This window comes from Nonomuraea sp. NPDC050536 (genome assembly GCF_044457685.1).
In the GTDB taxonomy this organism is placed as follows: domain Bacteria; phylum Actinomycetota; class Actinomycetes; order Streptosporangiales; family Streptosporangiaceae; genus Nonomuraea.
On sequence record NZ_JBITHD010000001.1, the window covers coordinates 1,335,936 to 1,350,626 of the forward strand.

18 protein-coding genes are annotated in these 14,691 nt (G+C 69.9%); 8 read left to right on the forward strand and 10 right to left on the reverse strand.

The features are described 5' to 3' along the window. Nucleotides 1–6: 6 nt before the first annotated feature. From ACIBHX_RS06480 to ACIBHX_RS06495, 4 genes are read right to left on the reverse strand one after another with little or no spacing between them, the layout of a single operon-like run. Nucleotides 7–816: a carbohydrate ABC transporter permease gene (locus ACIBHX_RS06480; RefSeq protein ID WP_397064812.1), complete on the reverse strand. Its 810-nt coding sequence runs from the start codon at nucleotides 814–816 to the stop codon at nucleotides 7–9. Continuing rightward, nucleotides 813–1,688 (reverse strand): carbohydrate ABC transporter permease, encoded by an 876-nt coding sequence (locus tag ACIBHX_RS06485; protein WP_397064813.1) that lies wholly within the window; start codon nucleotides 1,686–1,688, stop codon nucleotides 813–815. The genes ACIBHX_RS06480 and ACIBHX_RS06485 overlap by 4 nt, the downstream gene beginning before the upstream one ends. After that, nucleotides 1,688–2,938, reverse strand: a complete 1,251-nt coding sequence (locus tag ACIBHX_RS06490; RefSeq protein ID WP_397064815.1) for an extracellular solute-binding protein — start codon at nucleotides 2,936–2,938, stop codon at nucleotides 1,688–1,690. Before ACIBHX_RS06490 ends, ACIBHX_RS06485 begins: the two co-directional genes overlap by 1 nt. Beyond that, nucleotides 2,935–3,975 (reverse strand): LacI family DNA-binding transcriptional regulator, encoded by a 1,041-nt coding sequence (locus ACIBHX_RS06495; RefSeq protein ID WP_397064816.1) that lies wholly within the window; start codon nucleotides 3,973–3,975, stop codon nucleotides 2,935–2,937. The genes ACIBHX_RS06490 and ACIBHX_RS06495 overlap by 4 nt, the downstream gene beginning before the upstream one ends. 143 nt (nucleotides 3,976–4,118) lie before the next feature. On the opposite strand from ACIBHX_RS06495, the gene ACIBHX_RS06500 reads away from it, so the two are divergent. Then, complete coding sequence (locus tag ACIBHX_RS06500) at nucleotides 4,119–4,523, forward strand: nitroreductase family deazaflavin-dependent oxidoreductase (RefSeq protein WP_397064818.1); 405 nt, start codon at nucleotides 4,119–4,121, stop codon at nucleotides 4,521–4,523. Nucleotides 4,524–4,949: 426 nt separating this feature from the next. Here the strand turns inward: ACIBHX_RS06500 and ACIBHX_RS06505 are convergent, their stop codons facing one another. Then, nucleotides 4,950–5,534 (reverse strand): TetR/AcrR family transcriptional regulator, encoded by a 585-nt coding sequence (locus tag ACIBHX_RS06505; protein WP_397064820.1) that lies wholly within the window; start codon nucleotides 5,532–5,534, stop codon nucleotides 4,950–4,952. A gap of 61 nt (nucleotides 5,535–5,595) precedes the next feature. On the opposite strand from ACIBHX_RS06505, the gene ACIBHX_RS06510 reads away from it, so the two are divergent. Further along, a complete protein-coding gene (locus tag ACIBHX_RS06510; RefSeq protein WP_397064822.1) occupies nucleotides 5,596–6,423 on the forward strand; it encodes a class I SAM-dependent methyltransferase in 828 nt (275 codons plus the stop codon). Nucleotides 6,424–6,485: 62 nt separating this feature from the next. Here ACIBHX_RS06510 and ACIBHX_RS06515 read toward each other — a convergent pair whose 3' ends face one another. Then, nucleotides 6,486–6,926 (reverse strand): hypothetical protein, encoded by a 441-nt coding sequence (locus ACIBHX_RS06515; protein ID WP_397064824.1) that lies wholly within the window; start codon nucleotides 6,924–6,926, stop codon nucleotides 6,486–6,488. A 92-nt stretch (nucleotides 6,927–7,018) separates the two neighbouring features. Between ACIBHX_RS06515 and ACIBHX_RS06520 the strand changes: the two genes are divergently transcribed. Further along, nucleotides 7,019–7,546, forward strand: coding sequence for an AAA family ATPase (locus tag ACIBHX_RS06520; RefSeq protein WP_397064825.1), 528 nt, complete (start codon nucleotides 7,019–7,021; stop codon nucleotides 7,544–7,546). Here the strand turns inward: ACIBHX_RS06520 and ACIBHX_RS06525 are convergent. Next, nucleotides 7,524–8,237: a maleylpyruvate isomerase family mycothiol-dependent enzyme gene (locus ACIBHX_RS06525; RefSeq protein WP_397064827.1), complete on the reverse strand. Its 714-nt coding sequence runs from the start codon at nucleotides 8,235–8,237 to the stop codon at nucleotides 7,524–7,526. The two genes, ACIBHX_RS06520 and ACIBHX_RS06525, sit on opposite strands and share 23 nt — an antisense overlap. Further along, nucleotides 8,176–8,820, reverse strand: coding sequence for a TetR/AcrR family transcriptional regulator (locus tag ACIBHX_RS06530; protein WP_397064829.1), 645 nt, complete (start codon nucleotides 8,818–8,820; stop codon nucleotides 8,176–8,178). Before ACIBHX_RS06530 ends, ACIBHX_RS06525 begins: the two co-directional genes overlap by 62 nt. A 168-nt stretch (nucleotides 8,821–8,988) precedes the next feature. On the opposite strand from ACIBHX_RS06530, the gene ACIBHX_RS06535 reads away from it, so the two are divergent. After that, nucleotides 8,989–10,263: an ATP-binding protein gene (locus tag ACIBHX_RS06535; RefSeq protein WP_397064831.1), complete on the forward strand. Its 1,275-nt coding sequence runs from the start codon at nucleotides 8,989–8,991 to the stop codon at nucleotides 10,261–10,263. On the opposite strand, the gene ACIBHX_RS06540 is transcribed toward ACIBHX_RS06535, so the two are convergent. Then, nucleotides 10,260–10,808 carry a GNAT family N-acetyltransferase gene (locus ACIBHX_RS06540; protein WP_397064833.1) on the reverse strand — a complete coding sequence of 183 codons (549 nt, stop codon included), beginning with the start codon at nucleotides 10,806–10,808 and terminating at the stop codon, nucleotides 10,260–10,262. The two genes, ACIBHX_RS06535 and ACIBHX_RS06540, sit on opposite strands and share 4 nt — an antisense overlap. A 42-nt stretch (nucleotides 10,809–10,850) precedes the next feature. Beyond that, complete coding sequence (locus ACIBHX_RS06545; protein WP_397064835.1) at nucleotides 10,851–11,552, reverse strand: sirohydrochlorin chelatase; 702 nt, start codon at nucleotides 11,550–11,552, stop codon at nucleotides 10,851–10,853. Nucleotides 11,553–11,814: 262 nt separating this feature from the next. Here ACIBHX_RS06545 and ACIBHX_RS06550 point away from each other — a divergent pair, with 262 nt between their 5' ends. The 4 genes from ACIBHX_RS06550 to ACIBHX_RS06565 are packed head-to-tail and all read left to right on the forward strand — an operon-like array spanning nucleotide 11,815 to nucleotide 14,647. Continuing rightward, nucleotides 11,815–13,110, forward strand: coding sequence for an MFS transporter (locus ACIBHX_RS06550; protein ID WP_397064837.1), 1,296 nt, complete (start codon nucleotides 11,815–11,817; stop codon nucleotides 13,108–13,110). Between the two features lie 49 nt (nucleotides 13,111–13,159). Further along, on the forward strand, nucleotides 13,160–13,399 hold the full coding sequence (locus ACIBHX_RS06555) for a hypothetical protein (RefSeq protein ID WP_397064838.1): 240 nt from the start codon (nucleotides 13,160–13,162) through the stop codon (nucleotides 13,397–13,399). Nucleotides 13,400–13,408: 9 nt separating this feature from the next. After that, nucleotides 13,409–13,771, forward strand: a complete 363-nt coding sequence (locus tag ACIBHX_RS06560) for a DUF2203 domain-containing protein (RefSeq protein WP_397064839.1) — start codon at nucleotides 13,409–13,411, stop codon at nucleotides 13,769–13,771. A gap of 18 nt (nucleotides 13,772–13,789) precedes the next feature. Beyond that, nucleotides 13,790–14,647 (forward strand): oxidoreductase, encoded by an 858-nt coding sequence (locus tag ACIBHX_RS06565; protein WP_397064840.1) that lies wholly within the window; start codon nucleotides 13,790–13,792, stop codon nucleotides 14,645–14,647. Nucleotides 14,648–14,691: the final 44 nt, after the last annotated feature.

Sequence of the window (14,691 nt, forward strand, 5' to 3'; positions counted from 1 at the left end):
TGCTCCTCACTTGATGCCGGTGGTGGCGATGCCCTGGACGAAGAAGCGCTGCAGGAAGACGAAGAGGAACAGGATCGGCGCGATCACCACGACCGACCCGGCGACCAGCAGGTTGTAGTGGGTGCCCTCGTGACCGTTGAGGATGTTGAGCGCGACGGGCAGCGTGTACATGTCCTCGCTCTGGGCCACCACGGCGGGCCAGAGGAAGTTGTTCCATGCGCCCAGGAAGGTGATCAGCCCGAGCGTGGCCAGCGCGGGCCCGCACAGCGGCAGGATGATCCTGAAGAAGATCCGGAACTCCCGCGCGCCGTCGACCCGGGCCGCGTGGATGAGCTCGTCGGGCAGGTCGGAGATGAACTGCCGCATCATGAACACGCCCAGCGGCGCCACCATGGTCGGCAGGATGATCCCGAGGAAGGTGTTGACCATCCCCAGCTTCGCGATCAGCACGAACTGCGGGGTCATCACCACGATCCCGGGTATCGCCAGCTGGATCAGCACCAGCCCGAAGGCCACGTTCTTGCCGCGGAAGGGCAGCTTGGCGAAGGCGTAGCCGACCATCGAGCAGAACAGCAGGTTGCTGGCCACCAGCACCAGCGCGACGATCAGGCTGTTGAGGAAGGCGTGCCCGATGTCGACCCGCTGGAACAGCTCGGCGAAGTTGTCCAGCGTGAACGTCCGCGGCCACAGCGTCGGCGGGTCGCGCCTGATCTCCGACTCGGGCTTGAGCGAGCTGAGCGCCGTCCACAGGAACGGCCCCACGACCAGCAGCAGGCCGACGCTCAGCCCGAGGTAGATGACCGCCCGCCGCTTCACTTGCGCCTCCCGAGCCTCAGTTGCAGTACGGCAAGCGCCACGATCACCACGAACAGCAGGCTCGACGCGGCGCCCGCGTAGCCGTAGTTGCCGACGCCGAACTGGTTGAAGATGGCCAGCGAGGCCGACAGCGTGGAGTTCAGCGGCCCGCCCTTGGTCATGACCAGCGGCTCCTCCATGAACTGCATGAAGCCCACCGAGCTGTAGACCGTGCAGAACAGCAGCACGGGCCGGATGGACGGTACGGTCACGGCGGTGAAGCGCGCCCATCGCCCCGCGCCGTCCACCTCGGCCGCCTCATACAGTTCGCGCGGAATCGACTGCAGGGCCGCCAGCAGCACGACCATGTTGAAGCCGAAGCTGCGCCAGGCGGTCATCACGATGATCGACGGCAGCGCCGTGCTCTCGCTCTGCAGCCAGTCGTTGCCGGGCAGCCCGACCAGGTCCAGCAGGCGGTTGACCAGCCCGGCCTCGGGCTCGAGCAGGAACTTCCAGGCCACCGCGACGCCGATGATGCTGGTGATGTTGGGCAGGTAGTAGCCGAGCCGGAAGAACGCGGCGGGCAGCCGCGCGATGCCCGAGTTCAGCATCACCGCCGCGCCCAGCCCCAGCCCGATCGTCAGCGGCAGCGCCGTCACCACGAACACCACGGTGTTCAGCGCGGCCCGCTGCATCGCGCCGTCGTGCATCAGGCGCAGGTAGTTCTCCACCCCGACCGGGTTCACGCCGAGCGGGTCCGTCACGTCCGTGCTGCGCATGTCGGTGAAGCTCATCCCGATCCCGGCCAGCAGCGGGCCGAGATAGAACACGACGAACATCACCACGAACGGCAGCACGAAGATCCAGCCGATCCGCAGGTTGCCGCGCGACACTACAGACCGGTGCCGATCGTGGCGGCCTGCGACTGGATCGCCTTGGCCGTCTGCTCGGGCGTCGACTTACCCTTGGCCAGCTTCTCCAGCTCGCTCTCGATGACCTTGGACACCTGCTCCCAGGTCGGGAACGGCGGCGGCGTCCTGGCGTCCTTCAGCTGCTCGCCGAACACCTTCAGCTGCTTGTCGGCGCTCAGCTCGGGCTCCTGCCACGCCGACTGTACGGCGGGCAGCGACTTGACCGTGGTGTACCACTTGGCCTGCACCTTGGGATCGGTCAGCCACTGCAGGAACTTCCAGGCGGCGTCCCTGTTCCTGGCCTTCTTGAACACCACCATGTCGGACCCGCCGACGAAGCTGGTGGCGCTGACCGGGCCCTTCGGGTAGGGCGCGACGTCGAACTTGTCCTTGAAGCCGGCGCCGCCGTCGGAGTTGAGCACGCCGACCATCCACGGCCCCGACACGAAGCCGCCGACCTCGCCCTTGATGAAGTTCTGCGGGAAGGCGCCCTCCGGGGTGTCGTTGGGCGCGAGCTTCTCGGTGAACAGGGAGGCGTACTGCTTGAGCGCGGTGACGGCCTGCGGCGTGTCGAAGGTGTAGGCGCCGTCCTTGACGATCTCGCCGCCCGCCTGCCAGATCAGCGGCAGCAGCTCCTGCCAGGATCCGGCGGTGTAGCCCTGGTTGAAGCCCTTCTTCGCGCCGCCCCTGTCCTGGAGGGCCTTGATGAACGTCTTCCACTCCGCCCACGTCGCGGGAGGTTTGACGCCCGCCTTCTCGGCCTGGTCGGTGCGGTAGTACAGGACGCGGGTCTCGACGTACCAGGGGATGCCCCAGGCCGTGCCGTTCACGTCCACGGTCTGCCAGGCGCCGGGGAAGAACGTGCTCTTGTCGAACAGGTTGCCGGGCGTCGGGTCGAGCGCGCCGGTCTTGGAGAACTCGCCCGCCCAGGTGGAGCCGATCATGCTGATGTCCGGGGTGGCGCTGCCCGCGATCGCGGAGGTGATCTTGTCGTGCGCGACGTCCCAGCCCATCGCGGTCACGTTGATCTTGACTCCGGGGTTAGCGGCCTCGAAGTCCTTGGCGAACGCGCCGAGCGCCTTGCCCTCCTCGCCGATCGCCCAGACGCTGACCTCGCCGGAGACCTTGCCTGCCGTGACGTCCTTGGCCTGCTCCGGCGCCTTGTCGGCGCTCCTTCCGCACGCGCTCACGACCAGGGCCAGGGCCAGCAGGCCCGCCGCGGTGGTCTTCATGGGGATTCCTCCTGGGGGTGTGTACCGCAACTGGCACGGATCACCAGCTCGGTGGACAGCACGAGGTGCTCGGGGGTGTCGCGGACGCCGGTGATCAGCTCGTCGAGCGCGCGGGCGGCCCTTGCGCCCAGTTCGCGCATGGGCTGGCGGATGGTGGTCAGAGCCGGGCGGGCGTGGCGGGCGGCCATGATGTCGTCCCAGCCGGTCACCGCCAGGTCGCCGGGTACGGCGAGGCCGAGCTCCTCGGCCGCCAGCAGCGCACCGAGGGCGACCTCGTCGTCGGAGCAGACGAGAACCTGGGGCCTCGCGGTCTTGGCGGGTCGTGCTCCGGCGTGGCTCGCCGTACCCTTTGGTGATTTGAGGAGTTTCAGTGCGGCGTCGTAGCCGCACTCGACCGTGTACTGGGCCGTGGTGACGGCCTCGATCGCGCTGCCGAGGACCGAGCGGACGCCCTGCCAGCGCTCGTCGACGTCGTCGCCGCCGACCATGGGGGCGCCGAGGAAGGCGAAACGCTCGTAACCGTGGCCCAGCAGGTGCCGGGCGAGGCGCACGGCGCTCTCGGTGTTCTCGCTGCGCAGCGTGTCGGCCCCGGCCAGCGGCTCGCGGGAGACGAACACCAGGCGCATACCCACCTGCACCAGCTCGGTGACCAGCGGGTCGGGCGCAGTGTGCCCGAAGATCAGCATGCCGTCGACGCGGCCGGCCAGGTCCTTGATCAGGTCGTTGACGTTGGAGCGGCCCTTGGTCGACAGGATCACCACCGAGCGGCCCAGCTCCGAGGCGACCTCCTCGTAGCCCAGCAGGACCTCGGTGTAGTAGGGGCCGGCGAGGTTGGGGAAGACGATGCCGTTGGCGGCGTGACGGCCCTCGGCCAGGCTCACGCCCAGGCGGCTGGGCATGAAGTTGAGCTCCTCGACCGCCTTCATGACCTTCTCGCGCGTCTTGGACGCCACGGGCCCGGTGCCGCGCAGCGCCCTGGACACGGTCGCGATCGAGACGCCCGCCCGCTGGGCCACCTCGTAGATGGTCACGTCCATCGGCCACTCCCTGATCCTGTAAGCGCTTCCACTCCTAGATGTGTAAGCGCTTACAGAAGGGCAGTGTGCCAGGCTCGTTAAGTTCTCGTACAGACCCGGGCGAGTAACGGTGAGGTTACGCCCGTGCGGGTAACAGTCTTCACATGCTCTACGGCAAAGAACACGTCCAGCGATATCGCGAGACGGACGGCGAGGAAGGCCACGACTGGCGCGGCACGACCGTCCTCCTGCTGACCACCACGGGCCGCAAGTCGGGCCAACCGTATACGACACCGCTCATCTACCGGCGCCACGGCGACGACTACATCGTCGTGGCCTCCAAAGGCGGGGCGCCCGAGGACCCGGACTGGTACCGCAACCTCCAGGACGACCCCGAGGTCGAAGTCCAGGTCCGCGGCAAGCGCTTCGCGGCCCACGCCCGCACGGCGACGCCCGAGGAGAAGCCCGAACTCTGGCCCCTCATGACGAAGACCTGGCCCAGCTACAACGACTACCAACGCAAAACCCCGCGCGACATCCCAGTGGTAATCCTCGAACCCCGCACCTAACTCTTCCCAGTTCCGCCAACAGCCTTTCTAGTCGTCCTCTGTACGGCGGGCCGCTCCCCGTACTGAACCTTTTCTGAGTGCTCCTGTACGGCGGGCCGCCCCCCGTGCTGACCCTTTCTGAGTGCTCCTGTACGGCGGACCGCCCCCCGTGCTGAGCTTTTCTGGGTGCTTCTGTACGGCGGGCCGCCCCCACCGGCCGCCCGCCGTACTTCGGCTGAGGGCCCGCGGGCGGCGCTTCCGGCGAGTCGGTGACACTGCCCGCCGCCACGGCGCCCACAACCCGCTCACCGGGGCCCTCAGTCGGCCGCCATACAGGCGCGCCGACCTCCGCCGTCCCACACCTCGCCGACCCGGCGCCGGGGGGTGCCCCGGCGAGCGACACGTCATCGTCTTCACCCGTACGCCCCACGGTGTCCGGGGGCGTGGTTAGGAGGTGGTGGGGATGAGGGTGGTGATGAGCTTGTGGATTGCGGAGGGTTGGGGGGTGGGGGCTTTTCGGTCGGCGAACAGCATGTGTGCCGCCCCGATCAGCGTGGGGGCGAGCGTGTCGACGTCCGCGTCCGGCGGGATGCGTCCCAGGTCACGCTCGGCCGTGAGGTAGGAGGCGATCATCTCCGCCGCCTCCGTCATGAGCGGGACCCCGGTCGGCCTGGCCTGCCGTAGCCGGGCGCGAAGTTCGTCCCGGAAGATGACGAGGCTGACGATCGCCACGGCGACCGACTCGAACAGGTCCATGAGCGCGCCGGTGAGGTTGCCGGCGACCGTGCCGGTCCCGGCGGACTCGCGCAGCGCCGCGGCCTGGCCGTCGATGCGGGCGATGCGGTCCAGCACGAGCTCCGCGAGGAAGGCGTCGAAGTCGGCGAAGTGCCGGTGCAGGACGCCCTTGGCGACGCCTGCCTCGACGGTGACCGCCCGGCTGGTCAGCGCGTCAGGCCCGTCCCTGAGCAGGACGCGCTCGGCGGCGTCGAACAGCTGCTCCCGCGGTTCGCGGATGTGTACTCCTGTTGGCACGGCGCATTCCTCGCTCGGCGAAACACGTTGACAGTGGGCGCTTGCCCACTAAGGTGGGCGCATGACCACTATACCGCCGGAGGACGCCCGTCCCTCCGGAAATGAGCCGCATAAGGCCAGGCAGATGGCGGAATCGTTCGGTGTGGACGCCGAACGCTACGACCGGACCCGGCCCGCGTACCCCGACGCCATGGTGGAGCGGATCGCCGCCGCCAGCCCCGGCCCCGACGTCCTCGACGTCGGCTGTGGGACCGGCATCGAAGCCCGGCAGTTCCAGGCGGTCGGCTGCAAGGTCCTGGGCGTCGAGCCCGACGCGCGCATGGCCGACTTCGCACGGCGCGGCGGACTCGAGGTCGAGGTGGCGAGGTTCGAGGACTGGGACCCCGCCGGCCGTACCTTCGACGCGGTCATCGCCGGGACGGCCTGGCACTGGGTCGACCCGGTCGCCGGAGCGGCCCAGGCGGCGCGGGTGCTGCGTCCTGGTGGACGGCTGGCGGCGTTCAACCACGTGTTCGAGCCCCCGCCCGCCGCAGCCGAAGCCTTCGCCGCGGTCTTTCGCCGGGTGCTTCCCGACTTGCCGATCAACGCCCAACCCCCGAGGCCGGCCATGGACCTGTACCAGGCGATGTTCACCAAGGCCGCCGACGGGATCCGCGAGGTGGGCGGGTTCAGCGAGCCGGAGCAGTGGCACTTCCCCTGGGAGCGGTCCTATACCCGCGACGAGTGGCTGGACCAGCTGCCCACGATCGGCCTCCTCACCCGGTGCCCACCGGACAAGCTGGCGGAGGTACTGGACGGCGTCGGCGCCGTCATCGACACCCTGGGCGGCAGCTTCACGATGACGTACACCACGGTGGCCCTCACCGCCACTCGAACCACCCCCGCCTGATCGACTGAACCCGGTGATCCGTGCGGCAGGGAGCAGTCAGTGGTCCGTGCGGTGGAGAGTGGCTAGAGGTAGGGGCGGGTGGCGGTGATGAGGTCGGGGGTGGCGTCGCGGGTGTCGACGTAGAGGGCGTCGTCGGGGGTGCGTTCGCGGACGTCGCGGTCGCGGATGGCGAAGACGGCGGGTGGCGCGCCGACGTCGCCGTAGCGGGACTGGACGGCGGCGCCGACGGCCGCGCGGACGTCAGCGACGACCGTGGCGGGGGTGTGGGCGGAGCCCGAGGCCGCGAGGTAGCCGAGCATGGCGGCGAAGCGGAGCTCGGTGCCGGCGGCCGGGCGCTGGCGGGGGACGATGGGGCGGTCGAGCCAGAAGACCTTGCCCGCCAGGAACGCGTCGAAGCCGAGCGTGCGGGCGGTGCCGGCCAGCAGGCCGCCGAATTCGGCCAGGTCGGCCTCCGGCGGCAGGTCGGTGGTGACGAACAGCGGCACGATCAGCGAGTCGAGCATGAGCAAGTATCCCTCCGTGAGGAGGCTCATCGTAGGGGCCGCCACCGACAATCCACCGAAGCGTGGTCCGCCCTTGAATGTAGGATCGGCGGATGTCGTGGGCGTTGCTGATCAATGGAACCGTCGGGGTCGGGAAGACCACCGTCGCGGATGTGGCGGGGGATCTGCTGGCCGAGGAGGGCGTCCCCAACGCGGTCATCGACGTGGACTGGCTGCGGCGGTCCTGGCCGAGCCCGGAGGGGGACCCGTTCAACGCGGCGATCACGATGCGGAATCTGCGGGCCGTCGCCGCCAACTTCCTCGACGCCGGCGTGAAGAGGCTCGTGCTGGCCGGCGTGATCGAGTCGGCGGACGGGCGGCGCGGCTACGAGGAGGCGCTGGGCGTGCCGCTGACCGTCTGCTGGTTGCGAGCCCCGCTCGACGAGGTGCGCAGGCGGCTGACGCGCAGGCACGACGGCGACGACAAGGGACTGCGCTGGCACCTCGACCGCTCGGGCGAGCTCGAGCGCGTTCTGGAGCGGGCCGCCGTCGAGGACTACGTCGTCGAAAGCACAGCGGACCCGCGCCAGGTGGCCGAGGAGGTGCTGAAGGGCTGGGTCAGAACGGCACGTGCTGGGTGAGCAGCCCCTCGCCCGTGCCCCGGCCCGACAGGATCCGGCAGAACTCCACGGCGTCCAGCACGAGCTCCTCCCCAGACGTGCCGAACTTGCCGCCCGCCGTCCCCTCGAGCACCAGACTGTACGGCCGGCCATGGCGGCGGGCCCATTCCTCCACGACGTCGGCCACGATCAACCCGTCGTGGTCGGCGGTGAGAAGGAGCACGTGGCCGGTCGCCCGGCAGACGTCCACCCGGTGCATCCAGGTGTCGCGCGTGAGGATCGTGTCGAAGAGGTAGCCGAGGCGCCACGTCTCACGCACCCCGTCGACCTCCTGCGGCATCGGCATCATCCGCAGCGGAGCCGGCAGGCGGCGCCGTGAGCGGGCTCCCCGCGGGGCCGCGTCCGCCAGCCGTTCCAGCAGTTCGGCGGTGGACAGGTGGGCGCGCTCGGCCACCTGGACCTCGGTCATGCCGTCGATCGCCGGCCGGTCGCCCGCGACCTTGCCGCCGGTGCGGATCACGTGCACGAACTCCTGCACCGACGTGGTGAACTCCATCATGCCCAGCACGTGCCCGGCCATCGCGCGCACGTCCCACGCGGGGCACTCGGTGCGCTTGGACCAGTCGTCGGCGCTGAGATAGCGCGCCAGCTCAACGAATCGCTGGTTCTCCGCCGCCGCGAGGGTGGCGGCCTGATCCCGGGTGAGAGTCATCTTGAATCCTTCGGCGATCGGAGATGTGCGCGTAGTACATCTCCATGGCCTCGTCGACCAGGCGGGTCCAGCGGTCCCCGCCGGGGTCGTTGGAGATCTGCTGGTCGGTCAGGCCCGTGCCGATGGCCGTCAGCAGATCCAGTGCGGCCGGATCGGTGATGCCGATCTCGGCCAGCTTGTCGCGCATCTTGCCGAGCCCGGCCACGGACAGCGAGAACGTCTCCGGCGTCGGCTCGAAGCCGGGGATCGTCCGCTGGTAGAGGAGCTGGTAGCGGACGGGGTTGGCGGTGCAGAACCCGACGAAGTACCGCATCCCGATCTTGAGGTCGGTCAGCGGGTCGCCGGTGAAGGTGAGCCCGGCGTGCCCCTCGAGGTACTCCTGGCAGCCCTGGGCGAACATCGCGTCGTAGATCGCGTGCTTGGAGGCGAAGTAGGAGTACAACGACGGAGCCCGCATCCCCACCTCGCGGGCTATGTCGCGCAGCGTCAGACCGGCCAGGCCCTCGGTCGCGGCCAGCTTCCACGCCACGGCGAGGATCTCCGCCCGCGTGCTCTGATGGCGTTCGGCTTTCCTGTCGCGCATCGGTTCTCCTAACGCTGTTAGGATTCTCGCACTGCGTTAGGCGGGCGTCAACGGTGTCTCTATTGCACGCCGTAAGGTTTCTGGTCGGGATTTGTCCGCACTGGAGGGTGACTGTCCGCTCTACCTCGTATACCGTCCGAAGCCCCCCGAGGCGAGGAGACGGTACCGATGAACTGGCTCATCCACGACTATCGTGAGGACGACCTGGCGGCCGTCGTCCATCTGATCGACACGACGGCCGGGCTCGGGCAGGAGTCGGTGTTCTCGCTGGCCGAATGCATCGGCGCGCTGACCTCGCGCCAGCCCGCCGTGGTGGCCGTGCACCGGGGCGTGCCGATCGGCGCCGCGCTGGCGCAGGTGACCGGCGAGCGGGCCTGGGTGATGCGGATCGCGATCTCCGGCGCCTGGCGGGGCCGCGGGCTGGCCAGCGCGCTGTTGAGGGAGCTGGAACGGCGGCTGGTGGACGCGCGGGTGCGGCGCATCGCCTACGTGCTGCCAGAGGAGGAACTGCTCGGCGAGGGGCTGGTGAACGCCGGCTACACGCGGCGGCCGGCCGTGGCGTACTTCGAGAAGACCGAGCCCGCCGTCGCCGGGGCCGCCCTGCTGGCGGAGCTCGGCGGGCGGCCGCTCCCGGGAGACCTGTGGGACAAGGTCGCCGGGATGGAGGTGGAGAAGGACCTGATCGAGCGGCGCATCGTGCTGCCGCTGGCCGAGCCCGAGCGCGCCGCCCGGCACGGCGTGCGCCCGCCGCGGGCCATCGCCCTGTTCGGCCCGCCCGGCACGGGCAAGACCACGTTCGCCAGGGCGATCGCCTCCCGGCTCGGCTGGCCGTTCGTCGAGCTGCTGCCCTCCAGGCTGGCAGACGACGGCAACCTGGCGGCGGCGCTGCGGACCGCCTTCGGGCGCATCGCCGAGCTGGAGCGGGTGCTGGTCTTCATCGACGAGGTCGAGGAGATCGCCGCGGTCCGGGCGGAGCGCCCGGAGGCGGGCAGCCACAGCATCACCAACGAGCTGCTCAAGCTGATTCCCGGCTTCCGCGAGCGGGACGAGCGACTGCTGGTGTGCGCCACCAACTCCATCCGCTCGCTCGACCCGGCGTTCCTGCGGCCTGGCCGGTTCGACTACGTGGTCCCGATCGGTACCCCCGACGTGGCCGCTCGCAAGGCGATCTGGGCCCGCTACTCCGACGGCCGCCCGGACGTGGACCTGGACACGCTGGTCGAGGCCAGCGAGCAGTTCACTCCCGCCGACATCGAGCACGCGGCACGCACGGCGGCGCAGACAGCCTTCGAGCGCGACTTCGCCACGCCGCGAGCCATGGACATCCCCGCGGGCGCCAGTACCGCCGACTACCTGGTGGCGATCGGCCAGTGCCGGCCCACGGTCACCGCCACCATGATCGACGACTTCGGCGCCGACATCACCTCACACGCCCGCCTCTAGTAGGCGACCCAGTCGTCGGCGATGGCGCTGTGGACCATGGAGTCGCGCCATCCCGCCGGGGTGAGGACGTGGTGGCGGATGCGGCCCTCCTCGACCATGCCGGCCGTGAGCATCGCGAGCTGGGCCGGCAGGTTGGCAGGGGAGCGGGCGCCCCAGATGCGGTGCAGGCCCACCTGCCGGAAGCCGAACGACAGAACCAGCTTGATGAGGTCCGTGCCGATGCCGCGGCCCCACTGGTCGGGCCGCAGGCCGAGGCCGATCTCCGCGCTGTGCGGGTGGTCGGCCTCAATGTGCAGCCGGGCGACGCCGACCACCTCGTCGGAGCCGGCGTCCGTGACCGCGAGCACGTAGAGGCGGCGCGGGTCCGCGCGGGCCGCCTCCATGGCGTCACGAACGATCCGGTCGACCTCCTCCACCGTGCGCGGGGCGAACGGCATGTGCTCGGTGACCGCCGGGTTGCCGTAGACGGCGTGCAGCGCGGCCACGTCCGCCTCGGTGACGTCACGAAGCCCAAGGCGCGAACCGTTGACGTGGACGCTACGCATGGGCAGAACGTAACGCTACTTGAGCGATCTCGACAAGAGTTGTCAAGTAGCGAGTTGACTGCCGTAAGCTCGCGCGACAAGTTCTGCTACGGCGCCGTGCGCGCCGAGGGGCTCAGCATGACCCGCGTCGACCGAGGCGGCCGCCTCGGCGACGATGCCCTCGGGCGCCTCGTGGCCGATCAGGCAGGGGGCGATGGCCAGGCGTTGCGCGCCCGCGCCGCGCAGGCGCTCGGCGGCCACGGCGACGCCGGGCTCGCTGTCGAGCGAGGCGGCCACGACGGGCAGCGTGAGCCGGGAGGCCAGCAGTACGGCGGTGGGCTGGACGGCGCCGACGGCTTGCGCACCGCCGACCGTGCCGAGGATGACGGCGTCGACGGGGCTGGAGACGTTCAGCAGGCGGACCCTGTCGGCCCTGGCCAGGCCACGCTCGGCCAGCCTGATGTGCAGCGCCTCCGCCAGCAGCGGGTGCGGCCCGAGCGGCTCGGTCACCACGGCGTTCGATCCGCTGGCCGCCACGGCCTTGCCTATCTCCGCCATGACGGCCGGGTCGGACCAGGTCATCAGCGGCACCACGACCGCGTCCCGGCCGCTGGGCAGGACCTCGGCCAGGTCGGCCACGCTTGACAACCGGACCTCGATCTGCGGGTTGTCGACCCGGACGACGGCGGCGATCTCGGCGGCCACTCCCTCGGTGCTTCCCGGCGCGGCCAGGACGAGCACGGGCGCGTCCGATGGCAGGGACATGGGCACCGGCGCCCGGTGGCGACCGCCGCCGGGCCTGGGGGAACGTTGACGTACAGGCAGGCTCACAGGCGCGCATTTTATGCGGATTCGCGATCCCGTGTTCGAGGAATCGGCGGCGATTCAATCACAACGGTCCGGCTGTGACCGAGATCACATCGTGATGCCCGGAAACGTTGACATGCCTAGCCCAAAGCGGCCAGTGTGAAGCAACTAGAAACGCGTTCTAGAGCGACCGTCAAGGACCCTCCCCCGGAGGATGGGCATGAAGCCGTTCTATGTCCGCGAACTGAGCGTTTATCCGGTCGGTAGCCGCCGGATCCGCCTCCTGGCCATCGCCGTCCTGGCCAGCCTGGTGGCCAACTTCGAGACCACGATCGCCACGATCCTGCCTCTGCTGCTGAAGGACCTGAGCATGTCGCTCACGGTCTATGGCCTGATCGCGGCCGCCTCCGTGCTGGTGGGCGGCCTGTCGGCGGCATTCGGCGGCATCCTGTCGGACCGCTGGGGCCGTGTGACGATCCTGGTCCCCACCCTCACCGTCACCGCGGCCTGCAACTTCCTGCTGGCCACGGTGAGCACCAGCGGCGGCCTGTTCGCCGTCCGCTGTCTGATGCTGTTCATCGAGGGCGCCGGGATCACGATCACCGCCTCGCTGGTGCGCGACTTCTCCCCGCGGCTGGGCCGGGCACAGGCCTTCGCGTTCTGGACCTGGGGCCCGGTCGGCGCCTCGTTCCTGGCCTCGCTGATCGCCAGCCTCACGCTGCCCATGTTCGGTAACGCCTGGCAGTCGCAGGCGATCATCATGGGCATCGTCTCGCTGGTGCTCTGCACCGTGATCATCTGGCAGATCGCCGAGCCGTCCGCCGCGCTGCGCGCCCAGGTCATGCAGGCCGAGTCGGAGGTCAGCGCCGAGGAGAAGATCGACCCGGGCAAGGTCAGGGAGCTGTTCAAGCACCCGCACCTGTGGGCGCACGTCTTCGGCAACACCGGCTGGCAGGTCCTCTACTGGACCTTCGCCATCTTCGGGCAGACCATCCTGACCGACGCCTTCAAGGTCACCACCGCCCAGGCCAACGGCATCGTGGCACTCGGGCTCGTGCTCAACGCGCTGGCGGTGATCGTGGTCGGCAGGATCACCGACAGGCTCCAGTTGCGCAAGCCGTTCACGGCCCTGGGTACGGTCCTCACGATCGGGATGCTGGCCTACTACATCTCGATCATCGGCACCGAGGTCTCCTCCGCCCACGTCACGCTCGTCTACGCCTTGCTGTTCCTGTTCATGGGCGTCGCCTACGTGCCGTGGATGGCCAACTTCTCCGAGAACGCCGAGGACGTCGACTCCCGCCTGCAGGGCGCGGCGCTGGGCATCTGGGGCATGGTGGTCCGCGTCATGATCGTGGTTCTGCTCATCGTCGCACCCCGCGTCGTGGCCGTGGGCGGCTGGCAAACCTGGCTGCTCGTCGGCCTGGTGGGCCAGGCGATCTTCCTGGCCTCCATGGCCGCCTTCAAGGGCAGATGGCGTACGGCGGGCGCCACGGTGATCACTTCGAAGGGATGACCACTGGCAGGGTGTCGGCACCGCCAACCTCCGCTTCCACCAGGCGCTGGTGGCGGCCAACGGCAGCCCGCGCCTGGACGAGGCGATGCGCCGGCTGCTGGCCGAGCTGCGCCTGGTCTTCCACGTCATGGAGAATCCGCGCCTGCTGCACGAGCCGTTCGTCGAACGCAACCGCGCCCTGCTCGAGCTGCTCGAGGCCGGCCGCGCCGAGGAGGCGGCCGCCTTCCTCGAGGCCTATCTCGACGACGCCGAGCAGCTCCTCATCCACGCCTACGACCCGAACCGCTAACGTGCCGTCATGGACCGGATCTTCACGCTCGACGAGGCGCGTGCGCTCCTGCCCGCGGTCATCGAGGACGCCCGCGAGCTGATCGCCGCCCGCGCCGACCTCGCCGAGATCGCCTACGACCGGGAGAACGCCGGCTCGTCCCCGCTGGGTGGACTGGCCGAGATGAAGGCCATCGAGGCCCGCATCGAGGAGACGCTCAGCCGCTGGATCGGCCAGGGCATCGAGATCAAGGGCATCGCCCCCGTCCTGGTCGACTTCCCCTCCGTGCTCGAGGGGGTGTCGGTGCGGCTGTGCTGGGTCGAGGGGGAGACGCAGCTCGGCTGGTACCACCGCACGGAGCTCGGCTTCCCCGGCCGCCGCCCGCTTCCCTGACCCGTAGGGTGGGTGATCGTGACAACGCAACGATGGGCTCTGGGCGGTGACCTGAGCGTCGCCAGGATCGGATACGGCGCGATGAAGCTGACCGGCTGGCCGCGCGGCGAGGCGCCCAGCCGTGACACGGCCCTGGCCATCCTGCGCCGCGCCGTGGAGCTGGGCGTCAACCACATCGACACCTCCAACTACTACTCCCGCGCCGGGGTGGCGGCCAACGAGCTGATCAGGCAGGCGCTGCACCCCTACCCGGACGACCTGGTGATCGTGACCAAGGTCGGGGCGCTGGTGGAGGGCTCCGACATCGCCCTGCCCGCGGACCGGAAGAACGGCCTCACCCCCGACGGCCTGCGCCGCGGCGTCGAGGCGAACCTGCGCTCGCTCGGCGTGGACCGCCTGGACGTGGTCAACCTGCGGATGGGTGACCTCGACCGCTCCCAGACGTCACTGGCCGCGCCGCTGGAAACGCTGCTCGCGCTGCGCGAGGAGGGACTGATCCGCCACCTCGGCGTCTCCAACGTCGGCGCCGCCGAGCTCGCCCAGGCCCGCACGATCGCGCCGATCGCCTGCGTCCAGAACCTCTACAACGTGTCCCAGCGCGACGACGACCCGATCGTCGACGCCTGCGCGGAGGCGGGCATCGCCTACGTGCCCTACTTCCCGGTCGGCGGGTTCCAGCCGCTCACGGCCCGGCACCTGGAGGCCGTCGCCGCCCGCCACGGCGCGACCGTGCCGCAGGTGGCCCTGGCCTGGCTGCTGGCCCGCTCCCCGAACATCCTGCTGATCCCCGGCACCAGCTCCCCGGCCCACCTGGAGGAGAACATCGCCGCCGGATCGCTGCGGCTGACCGCGGAGGACCTCGCCGAGCTCGGCTAGAGGCGGCACCCGGCCACAAGCCGGAATTCCATCGCTTCGTGGCC

Coding starts and splice junctions, on each gene's coding strand:
- ACIBHX_RS06525 (WP_397064827.1), bottom strand. CDS start 8,237: ATGACTCTCACCCGGGATCAGGCCGCCACCCTCGCGGCGGCGGAGAAC.
- ACIBHX_RS06530 (WP_397064829.1), bottom strand. CDS start 8,820: ATGCGCGACAGGAAAGCCGAACGCCATCAGAGCACGCGGGCGGAGATC.
- ACIBHX_RS06535 (WP_397064831.1), top strand. CDS start 8,989: ATGAACTGGCTCATCCACGACTATCGTGAGGACGACCTGGCGGCCGTC.
- ACIBHX_RS06550 (WP_397064837.1), top strand. CDS start 11,815: ATGAAGCCGTTCTATGTCCGCGAACTGAGCGTTTATCCGGTCGGTAGC.
- ACIBHX_RS06510 (WP_397064822.1), top strand. CDS start 5,596: ATGACCACTATACCGCCGGAGGACGCCCGTCCCTCCGGAAATGAGCCG.
- ACIBHX_RS06560 (WP_397064839.1), top strand. CDS start 13,409: ATGGACCGGATCTTCACGCTCGACGAGGCGCGTGCGCTCCTGCCCGCG.
- ACIBHX_RS06520 (WP_397064825.1), top strand. CDS start 7,019: ATGTCGTGGGCGTTGCTGATCAATGGAACCGTCGGGGTCGGGAAGACC.
- ACIBHX_RS06500 (WP_397064818.1), top strand. CDS start 4,119: ATGCTCTACGGCAAAGAACACGTCCAGCGATATCGCGAGACGGACGGC.
- ACIBHX_RS06545 (WP_397064835.1), bottom strand. CDS start 11,552: ATGTCCCTGCCATCGGACGCGCCCGTGCTCGTCCTGGCCGCGCCGGGA.
- ACIBHX_RS06515 (WP_397064824.1), bottom strand. CDS start 6,926: ATGCTCGACTCGCTGATCGTGCCGCTGTTCGTCACCACCGACCTGCCG.
- ACIBHX_RS06540 (WP_397064833.1), bottom strand. CDS start 10,808: ATGCGTAGCGTCCACGTCAACGGTTCGCGCCTTGGGCTTCGTGACGTC.
- ACIBHX_RS06495 (WP_397064816.1), bottom strand. CDS start 3,975: ATGGACGTGACCATCTACGAGGTGGCCCAGCGGGCGGGCGTCTCGATC.
- ACIBHX_RS06490 (WP_397064815.1), bottom strand. CDS start 2,938: ATGAAGACCACCGCGGCGGGCCTGCTGGCCCTGGCCCTGGTCGTGAGC.